This window comes from Clostridium cavendishii DSM 21758, from assembly GCF_900141845.1.
Classification (GTDB): domain Bacteria; phylum Bacillota; class Clostridia; order Clostridiales; family Clostridiaceae; genus Clostridium_AG; species Clostridium_AG cavendishii.
This window is the reverse complement of the sequence record NZ_FQZB01000004.1, coordinates 196963-220085: the sequence shown is the minus strand read 5'-3', so window position 1 is coordinate 220085 and position 23123 is coordinate 196963. Positions and strand designations below refer to the sequence as shown.

The 23123-nt window shown below is 28.1% G+C and carries 18 protein-coding genes and 1 pseudogene; 14 read left to right on the top strand and 5 right to left on the bottom strand.

Annotated features, from left to right (window positions below; all coding sequences use genetic code 11):
• The first annotated feature begins 439 nt into the window (after positions 1-439).
• The gene (locus BUB01_RS03025; protein ID WP_072985184.1) at positions 440-1441 is read left to right on the top strand and encodes a 3D domain-containing protein; all 1002 of its coding nucleotides are present in this window, start codon (positions 440-442) and stop codon (positions 1439-1441) included.
• 386 nt (positions 1442-1827) lie between these two features.
• Positions 1828-2877 (top strand): sugar ABC transporter substrate-binding protein, encoded by a 1050-nt coding sequence (locus tag BUB01_RS03020; protein ID WP_072985182.1) that lies wholly within the window; start codon positions 1828-1830, stop codon positions 2875-2877.
• A gap of 254 nt (positions 2878-3131) precedes the next feature.
• Here the strand turns inward: BUB01_RS03020 and BUB01_RS03015 are convergent, their stop codons facing one another.
• Positions 3132-4973 (bottom strand): APC family permease, encoded by a 1842-nt coding sequence (locus BUB01_RS03015; protein WP_072985180.1) that lies wholly within the window; start codon positions 4971-4973, stop codon positions 3132-3134.
• Positions 4974-5530: 557 nt separating this feature from the next.
• Here BUB01_RS03015 and BUB01_RS03010 point away from each other — a divergent pair.
• Entirely contained in the window at positions 5531-6040 is a 510-nt protein-coding gene (locus BUB01_RS03010; protein WP_072985177.1) for a QueT transporter family protein, read from the top strand.
• Positions 6041-6217: 177 nt separating this feature from the next.
• Here BUB01_RS03010 and BUB01_RS03005 read toward each other — a convergent pair whose 3' ends face one another.
• Positions 6218-7570 (bottom strand): PFL family protein, encoded by a 1353-nt coding sequence (locus BUB01_RS03005; RefSeq protein WP_072985175.1) that lies wholly within the window; start codon positions 7568-7570, stop codon positions 6218-6220.
• A 9-nt stretch (positions 7571-7579) separates the two neighbouring features.
• Positions 7580-7849, bottom strand: a complete 270-nt coding sequence (locus tag BUB01_RS03000) for an ACT domain-containing protein (RefSeq protein WP_072985173.1) — start codon at positions 7847-7849, stop codon at positions 7580-7582.
• Positions 7850-8035: 186 nt separating this feature from the next.
• On the opposite strand from BUB01_RS03000, the pseudogene BUB01_RS02995 reads away from it, so the two are divergent.
• The 3 genes and pseudogenes from BUB01_RS02995 to BUB01_RS02985 all read left to right on the top strand — a co-directional run.
• Positions 8036-8899, top strand: a pseudogene (locus BUB01_RS02995) (tRNA 2-thiocytidine biosynthesis TtcA family protein); the annotation flags it as partial.
• A gap of 186 nt (positions 8900-9085) precedes the next feature.
• Positions 9086-9502 carry a hypothetical protein gene (locus BUB01_RS02990; RefSeq protein WP_072985169.1) on the top strand — a complete coding sequence of 139 codons (417 nt, stop codon included), beginning with the start codon at positions 9086-9088 and terminating at the stop codon, positions 9500-9502.
• 511 nt (positions 9503-10013) lie between these two features.
• Positions 10014-11342: a 6-phospho-beta-glucosidase gene (locus tag BUB01_RS02985; protein WP_072985167.1), complete on the top strand. Its 1329-nt coding sequence runs from the start codon at positions 10014-10016 to the stop codon at positions 11340-11342.
• A gap of 55 nt (positions 11343-11397) precedes the next feature.
• Here the strand turns inward: BUB01_RS02985 and BUB01_RS02980 are convergent, their stop codons facing one another.
• Positions 11398-11691 carry a hypothetical protein gene (locus BUB01_RS02980; RefSeq protein ID WP_072985165.1) on the bottom strand — a complete coding sequence of 98 codons (294 nt, stop codon included), beginning with the start codon at positions 11689-11691 and terminating at the stop codon, positions 11398-11400.
• 236 nt (positions 11692-11927) lie between these two features.
• Here BUB01_RS02980 and BUB01_RS02975 point away from each other — a divergent pair, with 236 nt between their 5' ends.
• The 4 genes from BUB01_RS02975 to BUB01_RS02960 all read left to right on the top strand — a co-directional run bounded on the left by BUB01_RS02975 (position 11928) and on the right by BUB01_RS02960 (position 16460).
• Positions 11928-12113 carry a hypothetical protein gene (locus BUB01_RS02975; protein WP_072985163.1) on the top strand — a complete coding sequence of 62 codons (186 nt, stop codon included), beginning with the start codon at positions 11928-11930 and terminating at the stop codon, positions 12111-12113.
• A gap of 111 nt (positions 12114-12224) precedes the next feature.
• Positions 12225-12419 carry a hypothetical protein gene (locus tag BUB01_RS02970; RefSeq protein WP_207649973.1) on the top strand — a complete coding sequence of 65 codons (195 nt, stop codon included), beginning with the start codon at positions 12225-12227 and terminating at the stop codon, positions 12417-12419.
• 320 nt (positions 12420-12739) lie between these two features.
• On the top strand, positions 12740-14386 hold the full coding sequence (locus BUB01_RS02965) for an LPXTG cell wall anchor domain-containing protein (RefSeq protein ID WP_072985158.1): 1647 nt from the start codon (positions 12740-12742) through the stop codon (positions 14384-14386).
• Positions 14387-15035: 649 nt separating this feature from the next.
• Entirely contained in the window at positions 15036-16460 is a 1425-nt protein-coding gene (locus tag BUB01_RS02960; RefSeq protein ID WP_072985156.1) for an O-antigen ligase family protein, read from the top strand.
• A gap of 165 nt (positions 16461-16625) precedes the next feature.
• Here BUB01_RS02960 and crcB read toward each other — a convergent pair whose 3' ends face one another.
• Complete coding sequence (gene crcB / locus BUB01_RS02955) at positions 16626-17000, bottom strand: fluoride efflux transporter CrcB (RefSeq protein ID WP_072985154.1); 375 nt, start codon at positions 16998-17000, stop codon at positions 16626-16628.
• A 206-nt stretch (positions 17001-17206) separates the two neighbouring features.
• Between crcB and BUB01_RS02950 the strand changes: the two genes are divergently transcribed.
• The 4 genes from BUB01_RS02950 to BUB01_RS02935 are packed head-to-tail and all read left to right on the top strand — an operon-like array spanning position 17207 to position 23064.
• Positions 17207-19603: a tripartite tricarboxylate transporter TctB family protein gene (locus BUB01_RS02950; RefSeq protein ID WP_072985152.1), complete on the top strand. Its 2397-nt coding sequence runs from the start codon at positions 17207-17209 to the stop codon at positions 19601-19603.
• Between the two features lies 1 nt (position 19604).
• On the top strand, positions 19605-20531 hold the full coding sequence (locus BUB01_RS02945; RefSeq protein ID WP_072985149.1) for an ABC transporter ATP-binding protein: 927 nt from the start codon (positions 19605-19607) through the stop codon (positions 20529-20531).
• Between the two features lie 12 nt (positions 20532-20543).
• Entirely contained in the window at positions 20544-21482 is a 939-nt protein-coding gene (locus BUB01_RS02940) for an ABC transporter permease (protein ID WP_072985146.1), read from the top strand.
• On the top strand, positions 21475-23064 hold the full coding sequence (locus BUB01_RS02935) for a hypothetical protein (protein ID WP_072985144.1): 1590 nt from the start codon (positions 21475-21477) through the stop codon (positions 23062-23064). Before BUB01_RS02940 ends, BUB01_RS02935 begins: the two co-directional genes overlap by 8 nt.
• The last annotated feature ends 59 nt before the right edge of the window (positions 23065-23123 follow it).

The window sequence follows — 23123 nt, the reverse complement described above, 5'->3', positions numbered from 1 at the left end:
ATAAAATTAAGTCAAAATTCGACAAAAAAGAGGTTAGGGAAAAGAGTGTATATTCATGATTTATTTATGAATTTGAATTTTGTAATAAAATATGGTACAATAGCCGAGTGAGAAAAATATTAATCTTAAAGAGCCATAAATTATGGACTCGGATTGTAATTACTTGCTAAATATTATAGTATGAGTTACAATAGCATTAAGTGATTTTGATTTTCCAAAAAATACTAAAGAGTATAACCGGTCAGTGTAAAATCCTTTCTGACAAAAATAAATAAAAGTAAAAGTAGATTGTATCCAAGCAATAAAGTTTAACGGAATAGATAAAAGCTTTATATGAATGGGTAATGAACTAATACTAAGATAAGATTACAGAATTTATCTAAGTGTTAAGTTTCACTTAATCTGATATGCTTTTGCCAGAGAAGGAGGGCGTTAATTAATGCTTAAAAATATTAAAGATAAGCTAACCAAGAGCTTTTCAAGAGGAAAGAAGGCACAATTATTAGGTATAGTAGTAATTGTATCACTAATAGTTACAATATACTGCTTAAGAAAAACAGTAACTGTGAATATAGACGGACAGGAAAGTAAAATAGTAACCTATAAGGGTACTGTACAAGGGGCTTTACACGATAATAACATAGTTTTAGGTAAAAAAGACAAAGTTGAACCGGGTATTGAAAAAGATATTTCTAATAATGGAACTATAAAAATTAAAAGAGCTGTTAATGTAAAAGTTAAAGTTGATGACAAAGAATTAACTATTGAAACAGCAGAGGATAACATCGCTTCAATGTTAAAAGCAGAAGGTATAAATATTAAAGATGAAGATAAGGTTTTACCTTCAAAAGATACAAAGATAAATAAAGATCTTAATGTAGAAATAGTAAGAGTTGAGATTAAAGACGTTATAGATAAAAAGGACTTAGCTTTTGATGTAAATGTAAAGAAAGATGATAGTCTTGCAAATAGCTATTCAAAAGTTATTCAAGAAGGACAGAATGGAGAAAAAGAAATCACCACTAGAATAGTATATGAAAATGGTAAGGAAATTGACAGAAAGACTATTAAAGAAGCTATAACTAAAGAACCGGTAACAAAACAAATGGTTCAAGGAACGCTAAAAACTTTAGCTTTATCTAGAGGTGGAGAATTAACTTATCTGAGGACAGTTTCAGCAAAAGCAACTGCGTATTCAGGTGGAGGCTATACTGCAACTGGAAAATCAGTTTCTAGAAATTCAGAAGGGTATAGCACAATAGCAGTAGATCCTTCAGTAATACCACTAGGAACAAAGGTTTATATACCAGGGTATGGTTATGCTGTAGCTTGTGATACTGGTGGAGCTATAAAAGGAAATAGAATAGATTTATATTTTTCAAGTTCATCTGAGGCCTCTAACTGGGGTGTTAGAAATGTTACTGTATATCTTATAAAATAATTATTTTAGCCAGCAATTTTATTGCTGGTTTTTTTTATTTAATTATAAAGTTTATGATGGTTTTTAATATATATGTTCTAATTGATATTATACATAAAAACAAATTTATTAATAAATAATAACAACTAAATATTTTTAGTTTAAAATAGCTAATTTAGAATTATATATAATCTATTTTATAGTATGTGTTAATTTAAAACTTTCAAACTATGTTGCTTTAAATGCCTGTTGAATTTATTAGACATAATGAAAAAATATATAATTATAATTTTATTATTTAAGTGTAAAATGAGAAAAAGTAATATATCCCTATAAGTAGATGTTATTATATTTTAAGGAATTGAATATCCTAATTATTAGGATGAATAATTAAAGAGGTAATAACTATGTACCTGTCAATACCAGCCGTTTTCTTTGTGCCAGTTTATTATGAGAAGGAAAATATGCTAAATATAATAATAGGAGAATTCAATTTAAATAACGAGTTTTCTGATAGAAAGGATATAACCATAGGAATATCTTTGCCTACTCAAAGAGAAGAGAAGTGGATTAGAGAAAAAGACTATATGGAAGAGTATTCTAAGAATAAAGGTGTTAAAGTCATTATAGAAAATGCTGATACTGATTCAAATAAACAAGCTCTACAAGTAGATAACTTAATTTCACAGGGAATAGATATATTAATATTAGCACCAGTAGATTCAGTAGCTGCAAAGGATATTGTTGAAAAAGCACATAAAGCAGGAATTAAGGTAATAGATTATGATAGGCTTATAAAAAACAGTGATGTAGACTTATTAGTTAATTTTAATAAAACTAGGATTGGAGAGCTTCAAGGTAAATTTGTTACTCAAAATGTTCCTAAGGGAAATTATATTATTATGTCAGGCGATCCAAGAGATGATAATTCTTATTATATTAAGAATGGAGCAATGGCATATATAAAACCTTTAGCAGATAAGGGAGAAATAAACATAATTGCAGATAAGGCAGTTGATAATTGGGAGCCCCAAAATGCCTTTAAGATAGTAGAAGAAGCATTAAGAAATAATAATAATAAGGTTGATGCTATAGTGGCTCCAAATGATGCAACGGCAGGTGCTGCTATTGAAGCATTGAAAAAGCAAGGTTTGGATGGTAAAGTTGTGGTAACAGGACAAGATGGAGATTTAGCTGCAATTCAAAGAATAATCAAAAGGACTCAATCTATGACAGTTTTAAAAGATACTAGAGAAATAGTAGCTGCAGCTATAGATGCTGCCATAAAGTTGGTTAGAGGAGAGGCAGTGGATACAAATGCTAAGGTGAATAATGGTAAAATAGATGTACCTGCTATTATTATTGCACCAATATCTATAGATAAGAATAATTTAAAGAGTGTTCTAATAGATAGTGGATATTTAAAGCAAAATGAAGTTTTTGAAGTTTATAGATAAATCTTTAAAATTTTTGAGTTTAAAGTATTCAGAGGTAGGAATACAAAATAGACAAGGAAAATTTTTCTTTAAGACAAAATTGAAGCGTTGGCTGAGAAATGGTTAGAATAATGGTAGAGAGTTATGAGCAAGGAGTAAAATAATAAAAATAGTTATAAATGCACTAAGATTAATCTTAGTGCATTTATTTTAATACATTTATATATGAAATTTTGAAGTCATAAGATTAGCTCAATTGAGACTTTAAAATTATATTATAATTTTTGTTGTTTTATTATAAATGGAACAGATATAACAGCTATATTTTTTCTCTTAAGTAAAGTTCTTTTCATAAATACTGCTGTTTGATTATGAAGTAAATTTCCCCACCATTTTTCTGTAACAAATTGAGGTATAACCACAGTAATCATATCTTGTTTTTTTGATGCAAATTCTTCAGAATCAATGAATTTTAATAAAGGATTTAAAACATCTCTATACTCATCTTTTTTTATTATAAGAGGTATATCGATATTATGTTTTTCCCATTTTACTTTTAATTTTTCAGTTTCAGCATCATCTGTAGAAATATGAAAAGCTGTTATGTCATTAGAAAGACATTTGGCGTAGTTTATAGTTTTTATAACAGCTTCATTAAGGGAAGCAACAGGAACTATAAATCTTTTAGCTTCAGTTTCATTAAACTGTGGAAAATAATTGTTGTCTAAACTTAATTGGGCAGCAACCTTTTTATAATGTCTATTTATTCTTTTCATTAGAAGAATAACAGCAGGAACTAATATAAATACAATCCAAGCTCCATCTTTGAATTTATTAATAGATACTACTATAGCAGTTACAAAGGTTATTGTTGCTCCAATTCCATTAATCATTGCTTTATGAATCCAACCGTTTGTTTTTTGTTTATACCATTTAACTACCATCCCGCTTTGAGATAATGTGAATGATATAAATACTCCTACTGAATATAGTGGGATTAGAAGGTGGTTTTCGCCTCTAAATATTATTACAAGTACAATAGCTGCAAGTGATAAGAATAGAATTCCATTTGAAAAACTAAGCCTGTCCCCTCTTTTAGCAAATTGTCTTGGTGCATATCCATCTTTTGAAATAAAAGAAAGTAATAATGGAAAATCTGAAAATGCAGTATTAGCAGCCATTATAAGTATTAAAGTAGTTGAAAATTGCATAACCAGAAATAGTAAACTTCCTTTACCAAACACTTGCTCTGCAATTTGAGATACAACTGTTTTATCTAATGTAGGAAATGCATGATATATAGTTGCTAAATATGAAATACCTCCAAATATAATAAAAACTATAAGAAACATTAAATAAAGGACTTGTTTTGCATGCTTTGGTGCTGGATCCTTAAAGTTTGCAACACCATCACTTACAGCTTCTATACCAGTTAATGCTGAACATCCTGATGAGAAGGCTTTTAAAAATAAGAAGATAGTTAAATCCCCAATTTGATGTGTTATTTCAGGATTAGGTACAGGTTGTATACCAAGTATAAAATATTTAAATAATCCAGTACCAACCATGATTATACATATAACTAAAAAGAAATATGTTGGTAAACTAAAAATTTTAGCTGAATCACGAATTCCTCTTAAATTTCCTATTGCCATAGTTAAAATTATAATTATTGTAAGTTCTAATTTAAATCTTAGTAAAATAGGAAATGCAGACGTTATTGCTGCAACTCCAGCTGTAGTGCTTACTGCCACAGTAAGGATATAGTCTATAGTTAGTGAGGCACCAGCAACCAAACTTGGAATTTCACCTAAGTTTTCTTTAGATACTATGTAAGAACCTCCACCTTTTGGATAACTATTTATCGTTTGTCTATAGGAGAATATTAGAATAGATAATAGTCCTAATATGGCCAGAGTAACATATCCTAAATACTTAAAAGATGCTAAACCTATTACAGGTATCAATACCCATAGAATTTCTTCTACTGCGTAGGCTACTGAAGATATAGCATCAGAGGATAAAATAGGTAATCCTCTGAATACACTAAGTTTTTCATGGTGTATATCAGATGATTTTAATGGTTTTCCTACTAAAAATGTTTTTAGCTTTGACATAGTTTTGCATCGTCATCTAATAATGAAATTATATATGATAATATTAGATGACTCCTCCTTAATATTAATTTTTATTTTCAAATCATACCACAAAGTTACATTAAAGTGAATATATTAAATTAAATTTTTTAATGAATTTAATAAGTTGAAAAATTCAATTAATTTTAAAAATTATTTGCAGAAAAAAGTTATTGAATTACTAATATAGATATTTTTAGGAAGGGGAAGAGAAAAGCATTAGAATTAAAATATGAAATCAAATTTAAGCTAGAATTAGATCCAATTTTTAAAATAAGATCTAACCCCTTGATTTTAAACATATTATAAAATATAATAATACTGTAAAATTTCATAGAGACAGTTCGTGAGCCTCCTGTCTTAAAATAAAACTACGGTTATTAGATTTTGTATATTAAAATTCAGTTTTTCTTTTAGTGAGGAATATTAAATTTTTATATGCTTAATTTTGTCTGTAATACCGTAGAGTTTTCTACGGTTTTTTTATTTTGAATTTAACAGGCTTCTATAAAATTACAAAAATAAGGGGAGAAGTTAAAATGAAAAATAACAAGGTTAGAAAATTAGCTTATTCAGGAATTATAGCAGCTTTATATGCTGTATTAACAGTTGCAATAGCACCGTTATCTTATGGTGGTATGCAATTTAGAGTTTCGGAATTACTTGTTTTATTTGCATTTATAGATCCAATATATATAATTGGATTAACACTTGGTTGTTTTATAGCCAATATATTTAGTCCAGGTGGTGTTATGGATATGATATTTGGAACTATGGCTACGTTTTTAAGTGTAGGATGTATAACTCTTACCAGAAATATATTGAAGAATAATTTAAGAAGTTTAATAATAGCTTCATTATGGCCAACTATTTTTAATGCTATTATAGTAGGGTATGAATTACATATGGTATTCGGTGTTCCACTTTTATTAACTATGGGACAGGTTGCTTTTTCGGAATTTGTAATAATAACAATAATAGGAGTGCCTTTATTCAGAGCAATACCTGAAAGCCTAAAACAAAAATTTTCATTAGTTAATTATAAATAATATTAAAGAAATAACTATACCATCAAAGATGGTATAGTTATTTTTATTTTAAAGTATATTAAAATTTTTTCATAGTTTGTAGGGTAAGTTTATTAAGTTGCTGTGATTTGGAGCGATAGTGATGGGGAAAGACTAATAAACTTTACTCTCTTGCAGTACGCTTAATCTAAAGCTTTTCTAATTTTTTAGTGAATGAACAGGTGCCGGAATTCTACCACCTCTATTAACAAACAGAGAAGAATCACCGTCATTTACTTTCATTATAGGGGCAGTACCTAAAAGTCCCCCAAATTCTACACTTTCACCTACATCTTTATTTGGAACAGGAATTATTCTCACAGCTGTAGTTTTAGCGTTTATCATTCCTATGGCAGCTTCATCAGCTATAATTGCAGAAATTGTTTCAGCTGAAGTTTTCCCAGGGATAGCGATCATATCAAGACCAACAGAACATACACAAGTCATAGCTTCAAGCTTTTCTAAGGTTAAAAAACCACCTTTAACAGCTTCTATCATTCCTTCATCTTCAGATACAGGAATAAAAGCACCACTTAAACCTCCAACATAGGAAGATGCCATAAGGCCACCTTTTTTAACAGCATCATTTAAAAGTGCCAAAGCAGCTGTAGTTCCATGAGTACCACAATTAGAAAGACCCATTTCTTCTATTATTCTTGCAACAGAATCACCTACGGCAGGAGTAGGTGCTAAAGAAAGATCTACTATTCCAAAAGGAATATTAAGCCTTCTAGAAGCTTCTTTTGCAACTAGTTGTCCCATTCTAGTTACCTTAAAAGAAGTCTTTTTTATAGTCTCAGCAACTTGTTCAAAGCTTTGGCCTCTGACATCTTCTAAGGCTCTTTTAACTACGCCAGGACCGCTAACACCAACATTTATAACTTTTTCGGCTTCACCTATACCATGAAAAGCACCAGCCATAAAAGGATTATCCTCTACTGCATTACAAAATACAACTAATTTAGCACAACCAAATCCATCTGGAGTAATATTTGCAGTTTTCTTTATAATATCACCCATAAGGCGGACACCGTCCATGTTTATACCATAACGAGTAGAACCTATATTTACAGATGAACAAACAATATCTGTTGTGGATAAAGCTTCAGGTATTGAATTTATAAGAGTTAAATCACTATTTGTAAAGCCTTTTTGAACTAAAGCAGAGAAACCACCTATAAAATTCACACCAACTTCTTTTGCTGCTTTATCTAAGGTTTTAGCTATTTTTACATAAGAATTTGCATTAGTAGGGGCTGCTACTATAGAAATAGGAGTTACGGATATTCTTTTGTTTATTATTGGAATTCCAAATTCCTTCTCTATAGCTTCACCTGTTCGTACTAAATTTTTGGCTGTTTTAGTTATTTTGTCATAAATATTATTACAAAGAATATCGATATCAGGAGAACTACAATCCATTAGGGAAAGCCCTAGAGTTATAGTCCTAACATCTAAATTTTGTTCTTTTATCATAGATAGTGTTTCAAGTATTTCAAAATCAGTTAACATAGTACCTCCTTAAATCTTATGCATAGAATTGAAAATATCTTCGTGCTGTACCTTGACGTCAAGATTAGAATTTTTTGAAAATTTGTCAAAGATGTCTTTAATTTCAGAAATATTTTTAGTTGAATTATCTATTTCAGTAATCATAATCATAGTAAAATAACCATCCATTATAGTTTGGCTTATGTTTATAATATTAATATCACTTTCAGCTAATATTTTAGAAACATCATAGATTATACCAACTCGATCCTTTCCTATTACCGTAACAACTGCTTTCATAAAATACCTCCATAATATAGTAATTATTAAAATTATAGCATAACAAACCATAAAAATGTATAATTATAAGGTAAATGGTATAAAATTTAATCAGTTTATTCTTATAACTTAAATATTATTAAAGACAAAAATAAAGAAAGTTGATATAATAACATAAGAAAACCAAAGTAGGATGAGGTGATTTATGTGAGCGACATCGCTGGAAGTGGATGTGATATTTTAATACCATTTAATGAAAGAAAGCCACTAGCTGATATAGAAAGAAGTTTAGTTAAAACATATAGAAAACGTATTTGGTCAAAATTTATAAAAGCAATTAAGGATTACAAACTTATAGAAGAGGGAGATAAAATAGGTGTTGCTATATCTGGGGGGAAAGACTCTTTAATAATGGCAAAGTTATTTCAAGAATTAAAAAAACATGGACAAATGAATTTTGAACTTGAATTTATAGCCATGGATCCTGGATATCATCCTCAAGTTAAGGAATTGCTTATAGATAATTGTAATTATTTAAATATACCAATACATCTTTATGATTCAGGAATTTTTCAAGTTGTGAATAAAATCGCTAAAGATTACCCATGTTATATGTGTGCTAGAATGAGAAGAGGTTCTTTATATTCAAAAGCAAAGGAACTTGGGTGTAATAAGTTAGCTTTAGGTCATCATTTTAATGATGTTATAGAAACTACTATGCTTAATGTGCTTTACGCAGGTAATTTCAAAACCATGTTACCTAAATTAAAAGCTTCAAATTTTGAAGGAATAGAACTTATAAGACCTTTATATTACATAGAAGAAAAAGATATTAGGCTATTTACTCAAAATGCAGGAATATGGCCACTTAATTGTGCTTGTATGGTTGCAGCTAAAAAGGTTGGAAATACAAGATTTGAGATAAAAGATTTGATAGAGCAGTTTAAAACAAAATTTTCAGATGTTGATAAATCAATATTTAAATCGGCTCAGAATGTTTCAGTTGATTCTATACTGGGCTTTCAAATAGATGGTAAGGATTATTCTTATTTAGATTTTTATGAAGAGGAATCTTTATTAGAAAGCGTAGCAGAATTAAAACAGCAAAAACTTGCAAAAGAAGCAGCTATGATAGAAAAGAAAAAGATAGCTGCAGCACTTTTAGATGTTTTAGAATTAGAGGTAATAGCTGAAAAGACAGGTTTATCAGTAGATGAAGTAAAGTCATTAAAGTCGTAATTATGGGAGGGGTACAATATGTTTTTAAATGAATTAAACAGAGATGAATCATTAGCTTTTATAAATTTGGTTACAGAGCTTGCTTTAGCTAATGATGTTTTAGAAAAAGAACAAGAGGAATTAATGGAAAGTTTTTGTGATGAAATGGGACTTGGAACTGAAGATATTAAAGAAATGAATTATGAAACAGCTTTAGAAATAATAAAGAAATCTTCTAAGAGAATAATAAATATAATGTATTTTGAAATGATAAGAGTTGGTCTTGTAGATGGAGAATGTGAATTTGAAGAAATAGAATTCTTAGAAAAAGTAGAAGATGAACTTAATATATCAAGAGCAGAAAGAATAAAGTTTGCTAACTATTTTTATAATTTTCCAGAGATAACACCTGAAAATGAAGAAGAAGCAAGAGAAGTTGCAAAAGTTTTATTATAATTAAATATAGTTTTTTATAAAGATGTCTTCCTACGAATTTCGTAGAAAGACATTTTTTATTTATAGGTAGAAGTTGCAGTAATAATTTTTATAAGAATAAATAAAGAAAAAAATAAAATTTAAAAGTAAACAATTACAAAATTCATCTTTTCTAAATAAAATGTATATATTATGGTATGGATATCATTTGAAGGTACTTTCACTTATGAAATGCATAGGTGACTGTACCTTAAACTTAAGTAAGCATCCAAATCTTAGATTTGGCTAATGCGAACTTACTCATACGAACGATAGTGAGTAGGAGTTTCATATACTCATCCAAATCTTAGATTTGGCTAATGCGAACTTACTCATACGAACGATAGTGAGTAGGAGTTTCATATATAAACTCAATAAATAGATACAAAACTGTACTAGTACAGTTTGCATATATTCTGATTGAAACCGTTTCTTTCTATAACTTATAATTAAGACATAGAAAGAAATTTTTTTATTTGGGAGGTAATTTTCTATGAAAGGTTTAAAAATTGTTACTATAGGTGGAGGTTCAAGTTATACTCCAGAATTAATTGAAGGATTTATTAAAAGACATGATGAATTACCTGTAAGAGAAATATGGCTTGTTGATATAGAGGCAGGAAGAGAAAAACTTGAGATAAATACAGCGCTTGCAAAAAGAATGGTAGAAAAAGCAGGTGTTCCTATGGAGGTTCATTCAACTTTAGATAGACGTGAAGCTCTTAAGGATGCAGACTTTGTTACAACACAATTTAGAGTAGGATTACTTGATGCAAGAGTAAAAGATGAAAGAATTCCTCTTAGTCATGGATATATTGGACAAGAAACAAATGGAGCTGGAGGAATGTTTAAAGCATTAAGAACAATTCCAGTAATTTTAGATATTGATAAAGATATGAGTGAACTTTGCCCTAATGCTTGGTTAATAAACTTTACAAATCCGGCAGGAATAATTACAGAAACTCTTTTAAGATATGGTAAAAATAAAAAGGTTATTGGATTATGTAATGTTCCTATAGGAATGGAAAGAGCTATTTCAAAAATGTTAGAAGTAGAACCAAGTAGAGTTAGGATTGATTTTGCAGGATTAAATCATATGGTTTTTGGACTTAATATATATTTAGATGGTAAAAATATAACACAAGAAGTTTTAAATGGTATAGCTGAAGGTAAAATGGGTGGCATAGTTAAAAATATTAAAGACTTCGATTGGGCAGCAGAATTCATAAAAGGTCTAGGTGTAATGCCTTGTCCATATCATAGATATTATTTTAAGAAAGTAGAAGCACTTAAAGAAGAGTTAGAGGAATTTGCAAAGGGAGAAACCAGAGCTGAAGTAGTTAAGAAAACAGAGGCAGAATTATTTGAACTTTATAAGGATCCTAATTTAAGCATAAAACCACCTCAACTTGAAAAAAGAGGAGGAGCTTATTATAGTGATGCAGCATGCAGATTAATAAGTTCAATTTACAATGATAGAAGAGATATACAACCAGTGAATACTAGAAATAATGGTGCTATTTTAGGAATACCAAATGAATCAGCAGTTGAGATTAGTTGTTTAATAACAAAAGATGGTCCAAAGCCACTAGCAGTAGGGGAACTACCTATAGAGGTAAATGGTTTAGTTCAACAGATGAAAGCTTTTGAAAGGGTGGTAGTTGAAGCTGCAATTTCTGGAGATTACAATAAGGCACTTGTAGCAATGACAATAAATCCACTAGTTCAATCAGAAAAGGATGCAAAGATATTATTGGATGAGTTATTAGAAGCGCATAAAGATTATTTACCACAATTTAAACATTTATTTGAAAATAAATAATAAATATGTATCATAAGCTAAAAAGGTTCTCTTTTGAGAACCTTTTTATTATAAATTAATTTATTACATAATCCTTATTAATTTTTGCATTTAATATAACGTAAATTATAAGTGGAACGATACCTAAAGCATTAGTTATAAGTGAAGTAGTAGAATTCATTGATGCAAGGCCAAAAAATATATATAATACTCCAACAAATATAGCTAACTTACTTTGTTTTTTATTATATTCTATTTTGTCTTTTAACTTTTTTGTGGTAAGGCTTACTTTGTTTAATTTGATGAAAACACCAAACACTACAAAAACTAAGCCAGATGACATAAATAGTAAAAATAATAGATTGTTCATAATATGGTCCTTTCTGTTTTTTTATTACCTAGAGAGAGTATAATTGCTATTTTAGAATAATTTCTCAAAGGTTTTACTGTTTCTTAGTATAGCATATTTTTATAAACCTTTACAGAGATGAGTAATTTTAAAATTACTAGTTTTTTATAGAACTAGTCAGACTGTATATTAGTTTGAAAAGATGGTATAATTTAAGATATTGTAGCCATAAATACAGTTAGAGGAGTGAAAAAACTATGGAAGTTCAAGTATTTATTAATGGACAGAATGAAGCTTTAGTTTATAAGGCTGATAGAATAGAAGTATTAGATTTTGAAATGACTGGAATTAAATATAAGCAAATAAGATGTTTTAAAAATGGAAGTTCTACTTCAGAGCTTATAAAAAGTGATTTAGTTGATAAAATATTTGAAAAAAATTAATAAAGTTTAAAAATGAAATTTCTACTCATTATCGTTCGTAGGAGTAAGTTTGAGACACAAAATTAAAATTTTGATTCTCACTTAAATGAAGAAGCAAAAGCTTTTGAAATGATGGAGACAAAAGTAGAGGAAAATAAAATAACATTTAAGACACCTCACTTCTCAAAATACGTAGTATACGTAATAGTTGAAAAGCAAAATGGAGAATCTAAATTGCTTGTTACAGGAAGTAACGTTAATACTAATAGATTATTAATATTAGCTTCATTAATGGGAGTTGCAGGAGTTTTTATCAGAAAAAGATAATATTGATAATTATAAGGTAAAATAGAGCAGAATTTTCTGCTCTATTTTCGTGCTTTTAATAAGTTATAAATAGATTAAAACTAGAATGTAAATGTGATAATTTTGTAAAATAATGAATAAAGATGTAAAAACAACAGTTTAGTAATTTGAGGCTTTATTTATTATTATTGTGAAAAAAAAGCGTAGTTACAATTAGGAGAAACGAAAAAATAAAGGTTTTAATATTGATAAAGTATAAAAAACATAAATTGAATAAAGTTAGAACTTAATATAAAATCATAAATGATTTTCAAATAATACCATAATAAGGGGGACAAGAGATGAAAAAATTGAAAAGAATACTAAGTTTAGGTATGGCTTATTTATTTACAGTCACTTTATTACCAGCAAACTTAGTTGCACATGCAGAAGGTTCAGTACCTAAGTATTTAGAAACACAAGAAGGTTACTTAAGACACATGTATCAATATAAGGATATTTCTGTAGTTGAGAAATCTGATAAGGTTCATGAGAATGTTGTAAGTGTAATTAAAGCGGGAAAAGAAATAAGCAAATATGATAACACTTATTTTGATGCGAAGGATAATGAAATAGACCTTATCAAAATAAGAGAAGGAAATGAAAAAGTTTTAAACTTAGATAATAATCAATTTAGTGATGATACTTCTAATTTTCAAATAAGTATAGAAAAAAATAGTGTTTATACAGAATATATAGAAGAATCAAGACCAGTTTTCTCATTTAAACCAACAGAAGAAGGAGAACAGTATACTATAGTACCAAGTGATAACTTTAATAATGCAGTTGCATATAAAGAATTTTATTATGCAGGTTACGATGTAAATAATGATACATATATTCTTCAAAGTAATATACACAAAGACAAAAAATCAAATGTAAGTTTAGATTTATATAAAATTAAGGGTGATAAATTAGTATTTGAAAAAAATTTAGCAACAAAAGAATTTAATGATAACAGGGCTGCTCAGCATATAGGTGTATATAAGGATAAAAACGGAGTTATATGGAAAGTGCAAGATGGTTATGTAAGCAAATTTGAAAATAATTCATTTAAAGAAGTTTATCAAGTAGATAAAAAAATGACTGAACTATCTGTATATGATGAAAATCATATGATAGTTAGTTCATGGGCATTTACAGATGATTATATGACTGGTCAATATACTATAATAAATAGAGATGAAAATCAAAATAATAATGATAATAAACCAGAAGTTAAACCTGAAATTAAACCAGAGGTTAAGCCTGTAGATTCAAATGGAAACCAAACAATAGTAATAGATAAATTACAAAATAAAGATGATGTAAATAAAATTGAAGTTAAATTTGATGAAAAAACTAAGGAAGCTACTTTAGAACTTCAAGATATAAATGCAATAAAAGAAGGTAAAGGTAGTATAGTAGCAGATTTAGGAACAACAACTGTAAATTTACCTTTTGAAGCAATAGATAAGTCTTTACTTGTTGATGGAGCTAAGGTTTTATTAAGGGCAAAAGTAGAAGAAAATTCAGATATAACTAGCAAGTTAAAGGGTGTAAAAAAAGTGTACAACTTTGATTTAATAGTTAAAAATGGAGATAAAGAAACTAGCATACATCAATTCAAGAACGGACAAGCAGAAGTTACAATAAATGTATCTGATGCTGACTTAGAAGGATTAAATAGAGATAGACTAGCAGTTTTCTATTATAATGAAGAAACAAAAGCTTTTGAGATAATGGAAACAAAAGTAGAGGGAAATAAAATAACATTTAAAACACCTCACTTCTCAAAATATGTAATAGCTGAAAGACAAGATGGAGATTCTAAATTACCTCAATCTAAAGTGACTGAATCTAAGATGCCTGTTACAGGAAGTAATATTAATACTACTAATGTTTTATTAGGTGCTTTAGTGTTAATAGTATTAGGTGGAGTTTTATTAAGAAGAAGACATCACGCATAATAGTATGATATAATGGGGCAGGATATATTCCTGCTCTATTTTTCTTAAGATTTATAAGTTTAGAAAAGAATATATATGTGATAGCTTAAAATGAAATTTTGAGAGCTTATAATAGTTTATTAGGAAAATGTTAGAAGTAGAAAAAATTAATTTTCAATTTTTAATTCTTGGATATGCTAAAAATAAGAAAGTACTAACATATAAATAGACAATTTTTTAGGAAGAAGGTGTTATTATATTAGAGTTAATACTATTAATAATTCCATTTATATTACCAATTACAATAACAGGTGAGTTTTTTGGAAATGGATTAATCAATTTAGTAGGAATAATATATATTTTAAAAAGAAGAGAAAGTTTAAAAATTAATAAAGGTTTTATACTTATACTTGCTTTAAATGTAATAGCTATTTTAAGTTTTTGTTTATCTAATCGGTATTTTGTATCTTTTCAAGGCCTGAATACATATTTAACCTTCTTTATTTATTACATTATATATTCAAATATTGATTTTCAAGAAAATCTTAAATTAATAAATATAATAGTATATTCAATAACAGCTTTATGTATCTGTAATATAGCATATCAAGGTATTTATTATGGCGTTAGAGTATATGGAAATATTGGATATGCAAATAGTTATGCACTAATGCTTTTAGTAACTATATATTTAACTAAATATATTAAAGAAAGTCTTCAAATACCTATAAATGTGATTTTAACTATTGGTATTTTATACACTGGTTCTAGAAGTACACTTGTATATTTAGTTATGTTTATAATTTTTTATATCTTCTTTAAAAAAGATGAAACCAAACAACAATTTAAAGATAAGAATAATGAAAATATAGTTTTCAGCTTTATATTAGGTATAGTTTTATATGTAGTGTTTGAAAGTTTAGGTTTTGTTGGGTTAGTGATAGCTCCTATTATTATAGCGGTTATATATTATACAAGAAGCTTTTTAAATAAGTTTATAATAAGCAAAATAAAAAATAAGAATATATTATACATATTACCTGTAATATGTATAATTGTTATAGTAACATTATCATCACAAAATACTTTCCAAAGGATAAAAAACATATCGTTTAAAAATGGATCTTTTCAAGAAAGGCTTATAATTTACGGTGATGTAATAAGAGAGGTTTTAAAACATCCTTTTGGAAATGGTATAAATATGTTTGAATTTAAGCAATCAGCTATTCAATCAGCGTTTTATGATTTAAGATATGTTCATAATTCAGTACTTCAAATAAGTTATGATATTGGTTTAGTAGGTGGGATAGCGTTTTTTAGTATATTGATATATTTCTTATACATATTAATTAAAAATAAGGATATACATACTACTTTAATATTTATAATTATCATTTTACATAGCTTATTAGACTTTGACTTTTCCTATTCTACGATAATAGTTTTAATGATGCTTGTATTTAATTTAAACAGTAAAAATAGAGAAGTAGATAAAAGCTCTTATGATATTAAATTTTTATATAGTAGCTTTGTGTATGGAATTATAGCTTTGTTTTTAGTAGTGACTTTATATAGTGAAGGTACATTAGCTTTATCAAAGTATTTAATAAATTCAAACAGTGAAGAGACTGCTTTAAATATATTAAATAACACTAAAACTTTTAATGATTGGCGAGTATTTGACCTTCAAGGAAGAATATATAAAGCTAAGTATGATGAAAATCAAAGCAAGGAAGCTTTAATAGAAAATAAATATGTCTTAGAAAAAGGTTTAGCTATTTATAAAGACAATAATAATTTAAAATGGAATTTAGCTTATATATATGGAAAGCTAGGAGATGAAAATAAGGCAATAAAGTTAAGGGATGAACTTTTAGTAGATGAGAGATTTTATTTTGATGTTTATAAAGAGTATTATAAATTCTTAAAAGAATTAGAAGCTAAAAATACGAACTCTATATATGAAGAAAAACTTAAGGTGCTTCAAGAAACTTATTATAAAAATAAAGAAGAATTAAATCCTAGAAGCAAATATATAAAAAATCAACTTCAAGGTAGCTTTGAGGATTGTTTAAAACAAGAAAGAAAAAATTAATTTTAAATAACATAAAAACTAGTATTTTGAACTGCCCCCTGTGTGTTTCACAGGGGGCAGTTCATATAACCAGATACTAGTTTTTTTATTATTTAAGTGAGAATCTAAGTTTTAATTTAGTTATTTGGATTTAATCAGTAAGAGTACTTTTATGAGATAACTTTTTTAATTTAAATGAGCTAAAAATTTTCCAAGTACTACACCACCAAGACTTAAAAACAGATTTAAACATATATTTAAAAAGCCTAATATATAACTACCACTGCATAAAAGGGATATAGTTTCATAACTAAAAGTAGAAAAAGTAGTAAGTCCGCCCATTATACCTGTAGTTAAAAAGAGTTTAAGGTTTGGAGAGATTAAGTTAGTAGTCAAACTAATTTCCATAATAAGTCCTATCAAAATTCCACCAAGAATATTTACAATTAAGGTACCATAAGGAAGATTATTTCCGAAAATTTTAGGAGCTGCTAGTGATATTAGATAACGGAGACTCGCTCCTATAAAGCCACCTATACCAACATAAAGTAGTTTTTGCATAAAGAATTACCTCTCTAAATTAATTGTAATTAAATAAAAGTGTCCTAAAATATTATAATACAAAAAAATAAATTATTAACAAAAAATTAAGAGTTTTTAAAAAAACTTAAAGATTTATTACAAATTGTATCTAATTATAGTAATGAAATAAAAAGTATGCTAACATAAATTTATTAACTTGAAAAAAATGGGTAAGGGGTGTAAAAATGAATTTAAAAAATAAGAATTTAATGGTACGTAGAAGTTTACCTATAAAAATTTTTTTAGGATTAATTTTTATAATGACAATACTACCAGTAAGATACACAGTAGAGGCTACAGAAAATGTGAATATGTCTGTGGAATATGGTATTGATGGAAAGTATAAAACAGGAAGAAATATACCACTTAACATAAGTTTGGACAATTTAGGAGAGAATTTAGATGGAACTTTAGAAATTAAAGTTCCTGATTCTAATGGAAAGTACATTTTATATAGTCAAAGTATTAATCTTCCAAAGGTAAGTAAAAAGGCTGTAAGTATGGCAGTACCGTTAGGTAATAATTCTAATTCTGTAAAGGTAGAATTAAAGACAAGTAATAAAACTGTAGTTGAAAAAGAATTAACAGTATCGAATGGAAGAGTTAATGCAAATAAACTTTTGACAGGTGTTCTTACGGATGATTTTAATGGATTAAGTTATTTTGGAAATATTAAAATTGATGGAAAAAATCAAAAAGGACCTATAAATGAAATAAGTTTAGTGAAGCTTAATGAGAAAAATATTGGAGAAAATGAAAAAACGTTAGAATGTTTAGATGCTATTATAATTGATAATTATGATACTTCTAAAATATCTAAGGAAAAATATGAAGTTTTAAAAGCCTGGGTTAATAATGGTGGATATCTTATTTTAGGAACAGGTAGTAATTATGAAAAAACTTTAAAGCTTTTTAAGGATGATTTTTTAAATGGAACAATTGGAAGTCTAGAGAAAATGAGCACTTTAAGTTTAGGTATCAAAGCTAAGGTAAAGGACAATACTCCTTTAAATCTAGAAGTTCTTAATTTGACTCTTAATGATAGTAAAAGTTATGTATCTGAAAATGGTAAAAACTTAATAAATATAGTAAAAAAGGAAAAAGGAACAGTAATAATTACAAACTTTGATCTTGCTACGGAGCCTATTTCAAGTTTTTCAGGTAATACTGATCTTTGGGCAGGGGTAATAATAGATACTATAAATAATGATTCTAGGTCTGGCAAGTTTGATAAAGGTTTTTTAACTTATAAATTAAATGATATGTTAAGAGGTGTGCCAGGTATGAAAATGCCTAGCGTTAAAACACTAAGTATAATATTTGTAATCTATGTATTATTAGTTGGTCCCATAGGATATTTTGTGCTTAGAAAATTAAACAAAAGGCAATATTTGTGGGGGGGAATACCTGCATTAGCTATTATTTTTGCAGTAGTAATTTATTTTACTGGTGCTCCAACAAGAATAAATGAAATAATAAGTAACAAGGTCAATTTTGTATATATTGATGAAGATGGAAATGGGAAAGTAAAAAGTTATATAGGGGTGATGGCTCCTAGAAAATCAAATTTAAAAATAGAAGAACCTAAAGGAGTTGTATTAAGTTCGATTAATGATATGGATAATTATGGGCCTAGATCTCTTAGAGGATTAAGTGGTAATGAAATAAGTCAAAAGGTTATTTATGAAGGAAATAAAACTTACTTTGAATTAAATGATTTAGCGCCATTTACACCGGAAATTTTTGAAACAAATGAGAGTGTAGGTAAGTTTGGAAAAATAGAAAGTAACCTTAACTTTAGTGAGGGCAAATTATATGGAACTATAAAGAATAATACTGGATATGATATTGAAAATATATTAGTTATGACAGGTAAAGGGGTTTGGAGGATAGGAAAACTTTCGGCTACAGAAACTAAAGAAATAAAAGGAGATAGTGAATACCATAGAGGAACAGGTTATTTTATGCAACAAGTTTATTCTAAGAAGCCTAATGAAGTAACAGATGAGGAATGGAAGCTTGCCGATTTCATGGAGTTTAATAGAAACAATGTTATAGATAAGGATAAGGTTAATATATTAGCAATAACTAATATGCCTTCAGGGTATTCGCTTTTAGTAAATGGAAAGGCTGCTAAAGAATATGATTCTACTTTAATTACCACAAGTGCAAAGCTTAACTTTAAAAGTAAGGATGGAATTGTAGAGTATCCTTATGACTATTTTGCACCAGCTATAGTAAGAGAAGATGGTCAAGGTGGATATGATGAGTATTCAGGTACACTTTATGGAAGTATAGATATGGAGTTTGAGTATAGTATTGATAGCAATATAAATGTGGATAGTCTAAATATTAAAGATTCAGCTGATAAATATGTTGGAGATAAATTTAAGGGTGAATACGAAATATATAATTATAAAGAAAAGAAATTTGAAAAAATAGATTTAACACAAAGTGAGATTATCTTAAAGGATGTATCAAAGTATTTAAACAATAATAAATTGAAAATTAGGGTAAAGACAACTGATAATGATAAAAGACAGAATCTTCCTATGATAGGTGTGAAAGGGAGGACTAAATAATATGTTAGTTATTAAAGACCTACATAAGTCTTATGGAAAGTTTAAGGCTGTAAATGGATTAAATTTAGAGATAGAAAAAGGAGAAATATTTGGATTTATAGGTCCAAATGGAGCTGGGAAGTCAACTACTATGAAAATAGTAGCTGGTCTTTTATCAGCAGATTCAGGGGAAGTTTATGTAGATTCTATAAATGCTCTAAAAAACAATAAGAGGCTTAAAGAAAAAATAGGCTATATGCCAGATTTTTTTGGTGTATATGATAATTTAAAGGCAATTGAATATATGGAATTTTATGCCTCTATATATGGTATTTTAGGAAAGGAAGCTAAAACTTTAAGTATGGATTTGCTAGAGCTTGTAAATCTTCAAGATAAAGCTGATAGTTATGTAGATGGCCTGTCAAGAGGGATGAAGCAAAGACTTTGCTTAGCTAGAAGTCTTGTTCATAATCCAGAGCTTTTAATATTAGATGAACCAGCTTCGGGAATGGATCCTAGAGCTAGATTTGAAATGAAAGGTATACTTAAGAATCTTAAGGCTATGGATAAGACCATAATAGTAAGTTCACATATATTACCTGAGCTTGCTGAAATTTGTGGAGTTATAGGAATAATAGAAAAAGGACAAATGGTTATTACTGGTTCTGTTGATGATATAATGTTTAATGTGAGTGGACAGAATCCTATCAAAATTAGAGTTAAAGATAAAGTTGAAGATTCAGTTAAAATACTTAAGGAAATACCTTATGTAACCAAAACTCTTATAAATGAAAATAATCTAACAGTATCTTTTAAAGGTGGAGAAGATGAGGTAGCTACAATACTTCATAACTTAGTAAGACAAAATATTAAGGTATTATCTTATACACAAACGGCAGGTAATCTTGAAGATGTATTTATGAAAATAACAGAGCATGTGGAAGAATAGGAGGTTAGTGGTATGAAAATCAATCCAGTACTTAGAAAAGAATTAAAGCTTACAGTAAGGAGCTTTAGAACAGCCTTAATGGTAATGATATATACAGCTGCTGTAGCCTTCGTAACTATGGCTATGTTTTATGGAACAAGTTTTACGGGAAGGGGTAGAGGGGTTAATTTACAAAATTACATTTATATCTATATAGCAATAGCTTGTTTAGAATCAGGATTATTATTATTTATAGTACCATCATTAACAGCATCTACTATATCAGGAGAGAGAGAAAGACAAACTTTAGATATTTTACTATCTACAAAACTTAGTCCATTTTCAATTATTTTAGGAAAACTTATGGCATCTTTGAGTAAGGTAATACTTCTTATAATATCAACTATACCTATGTTTTCAATAATATTTATTTATGGTGGAGTAAGTATAGGGGATGTTTTGAAAATAGTATCTTTTCTTATAGTAACAACAATATTTGTAGGTTCTATAGGTGTTTTAATATCTACGTTTTTTAAAAGTACTAAGGGGTCAACAGCTATGACTTATGCATTAGTTTTTTTTATAGTACTTGGGACACTTATTATAGCTGCAGTTTATATTAGTTACATTTTTAGTACTACAATGAGTAACAAGTCTCCAGAAATACCATTTTGGTTATATATAAATCCAGCCATAGGATTTTTATCAATATTATACAATCAAGTAGGTGATTTACCTTTTATCTTAGGTGCTACAAATGGTTTAATAGGTATAAAAAATGCTTGGATTTATAATATTATAGTTCAAGGGGTGTTATCAGTAGTATTTCTATATTTAGCATCAATAAGATTAAATCCTTTAAATAGCAAAAGATTTATAGGCAAAAATATAAAAAATGTTGAAAATAGTGATATTTATAATAAGAAAGAAAAGTTAAATAAATTTAATAGTAGAAGGTCTAAAAATGAGTAAGTTAGATTTAGAAATAAAAAATTTTTTAAAGAAAACTGGGCTAAGAATAAAAGTGAATTTAGGATTAAATTATGTGCTAGTGGGACTTATAGTTTCACTAGCCTTAGCATCTGTTCTTATGATAAGTTCCCTTTTTATGCCTTTTTATGAGGCAAAATATATCTCTATATTTTTTATAATATCTTCAATAATAATATCAATTATAATTTCTATAATAAAAAGACCTAATATTAAAGAAATAGCGATATTATCAGATTCTAAAGGGTTAGAAGAAAGATTAATTACATCTTTAGAGCTTTTGGAAAAGACAGAGAATTTAGCAATACTTCAAAAAGAGGATACTGTAAAAAGGATAAAAAAATATGATATTAAAAAAAATCTACCAATTAGATTTAATAAAAGTTTGCTTGTAGTTTTATGTATTTTACTTGCTATTTTTTCAGTTGGAGCTTTTGTAAAAACAGATGCAAAGCAGATAGCTTTTGAAAAAAATCAACTTAAAAAATATGAAGAGAAGAAGATTAAAAAATTAGATGAAGAAAAAAAGAAGGTTGAAAATAATAAGAATCTAAAAGAGGAAGAGAAAAAAGAGTTAGAAGCTGAGATAGAAAAAGCTAAAAAGGAAATAAAGACAGCAGAAACTAAGAAAGAATTAGAAAAAGCTCTAGAAAAACTAGACAAAAAGTTAGAAAAACTAGAGCAAGGAGTTAAGGATAAAGAAGCAAAAAAAGATTTAGCGAAAATGAGGGAGGATATTTTAGAAAGCTCCAGAGAAAAAAGAAGTGCAGTGGCTTTAAAGGAACTAAATAAAATATCAACTGAGCTAAATAAAAATAAAGATGCAAAGGAACTTTCTAAAGCTTTAGATAGTAAGGATAAAGAGAAAATAGCTGAAGCATTGAAGAATCTAAATGAAAAACTTAAAAATATGAGTGAAGCTGACAAAAGTAGTCTTAGTAAAGCTCTTAAGAATGCAGCTTTAAATGCAGATAATGACAAACTTAAAGAAGCATTAGAGAAAGCTAGTGAGATGACTAAGAATGGTGAGCTCAATGAAAGTGATCTTAATCAAGACCTTTCAGACTTAAGTGAAATGGCATCATTGAGTAGTGGGGAACAAAATTCAGGTAGTGGACTTAATAGTGATAAAGAAAATGGAAAGAATAACGGTTCTGGAGAGGGAGAAGGCTCTGGAAATGGTTCAGGTAATGGATCAGGAAATGGTTCTGGCAATGCCTTAGGAAGTGGCGGTTCAGGAGGCCAAGGGCAAGGCAATGGCTGGAACAAAGGTAGTAAAGAGGGACTTAATAAAGATGGTGCATCTCAAACAAAACCAAAAGAAGAAGTATTCATAAAAGGAAGAAATAATGGTAAGGACGGAAATTTAAAGGGGAATAAAAATGAAAGTGGAAATTCACAAACGACAGAAACAGATTCAGGAATAAATCAAAGAGGCGAATCTGTAAACTATGATTCAGTTATAGGTGATTATAGTAAAGAGGCTTATGATGGATTAGAGAGTTCATCATTACCAGAAGGAATGAAGGATGCTATAAAGAGTTATTTTGAAGGATTACAATAGGTTATGATGTGATTTATAAAAAAGTGGAATATTAGCGAAATGGTTCAAAAATGAGGTGA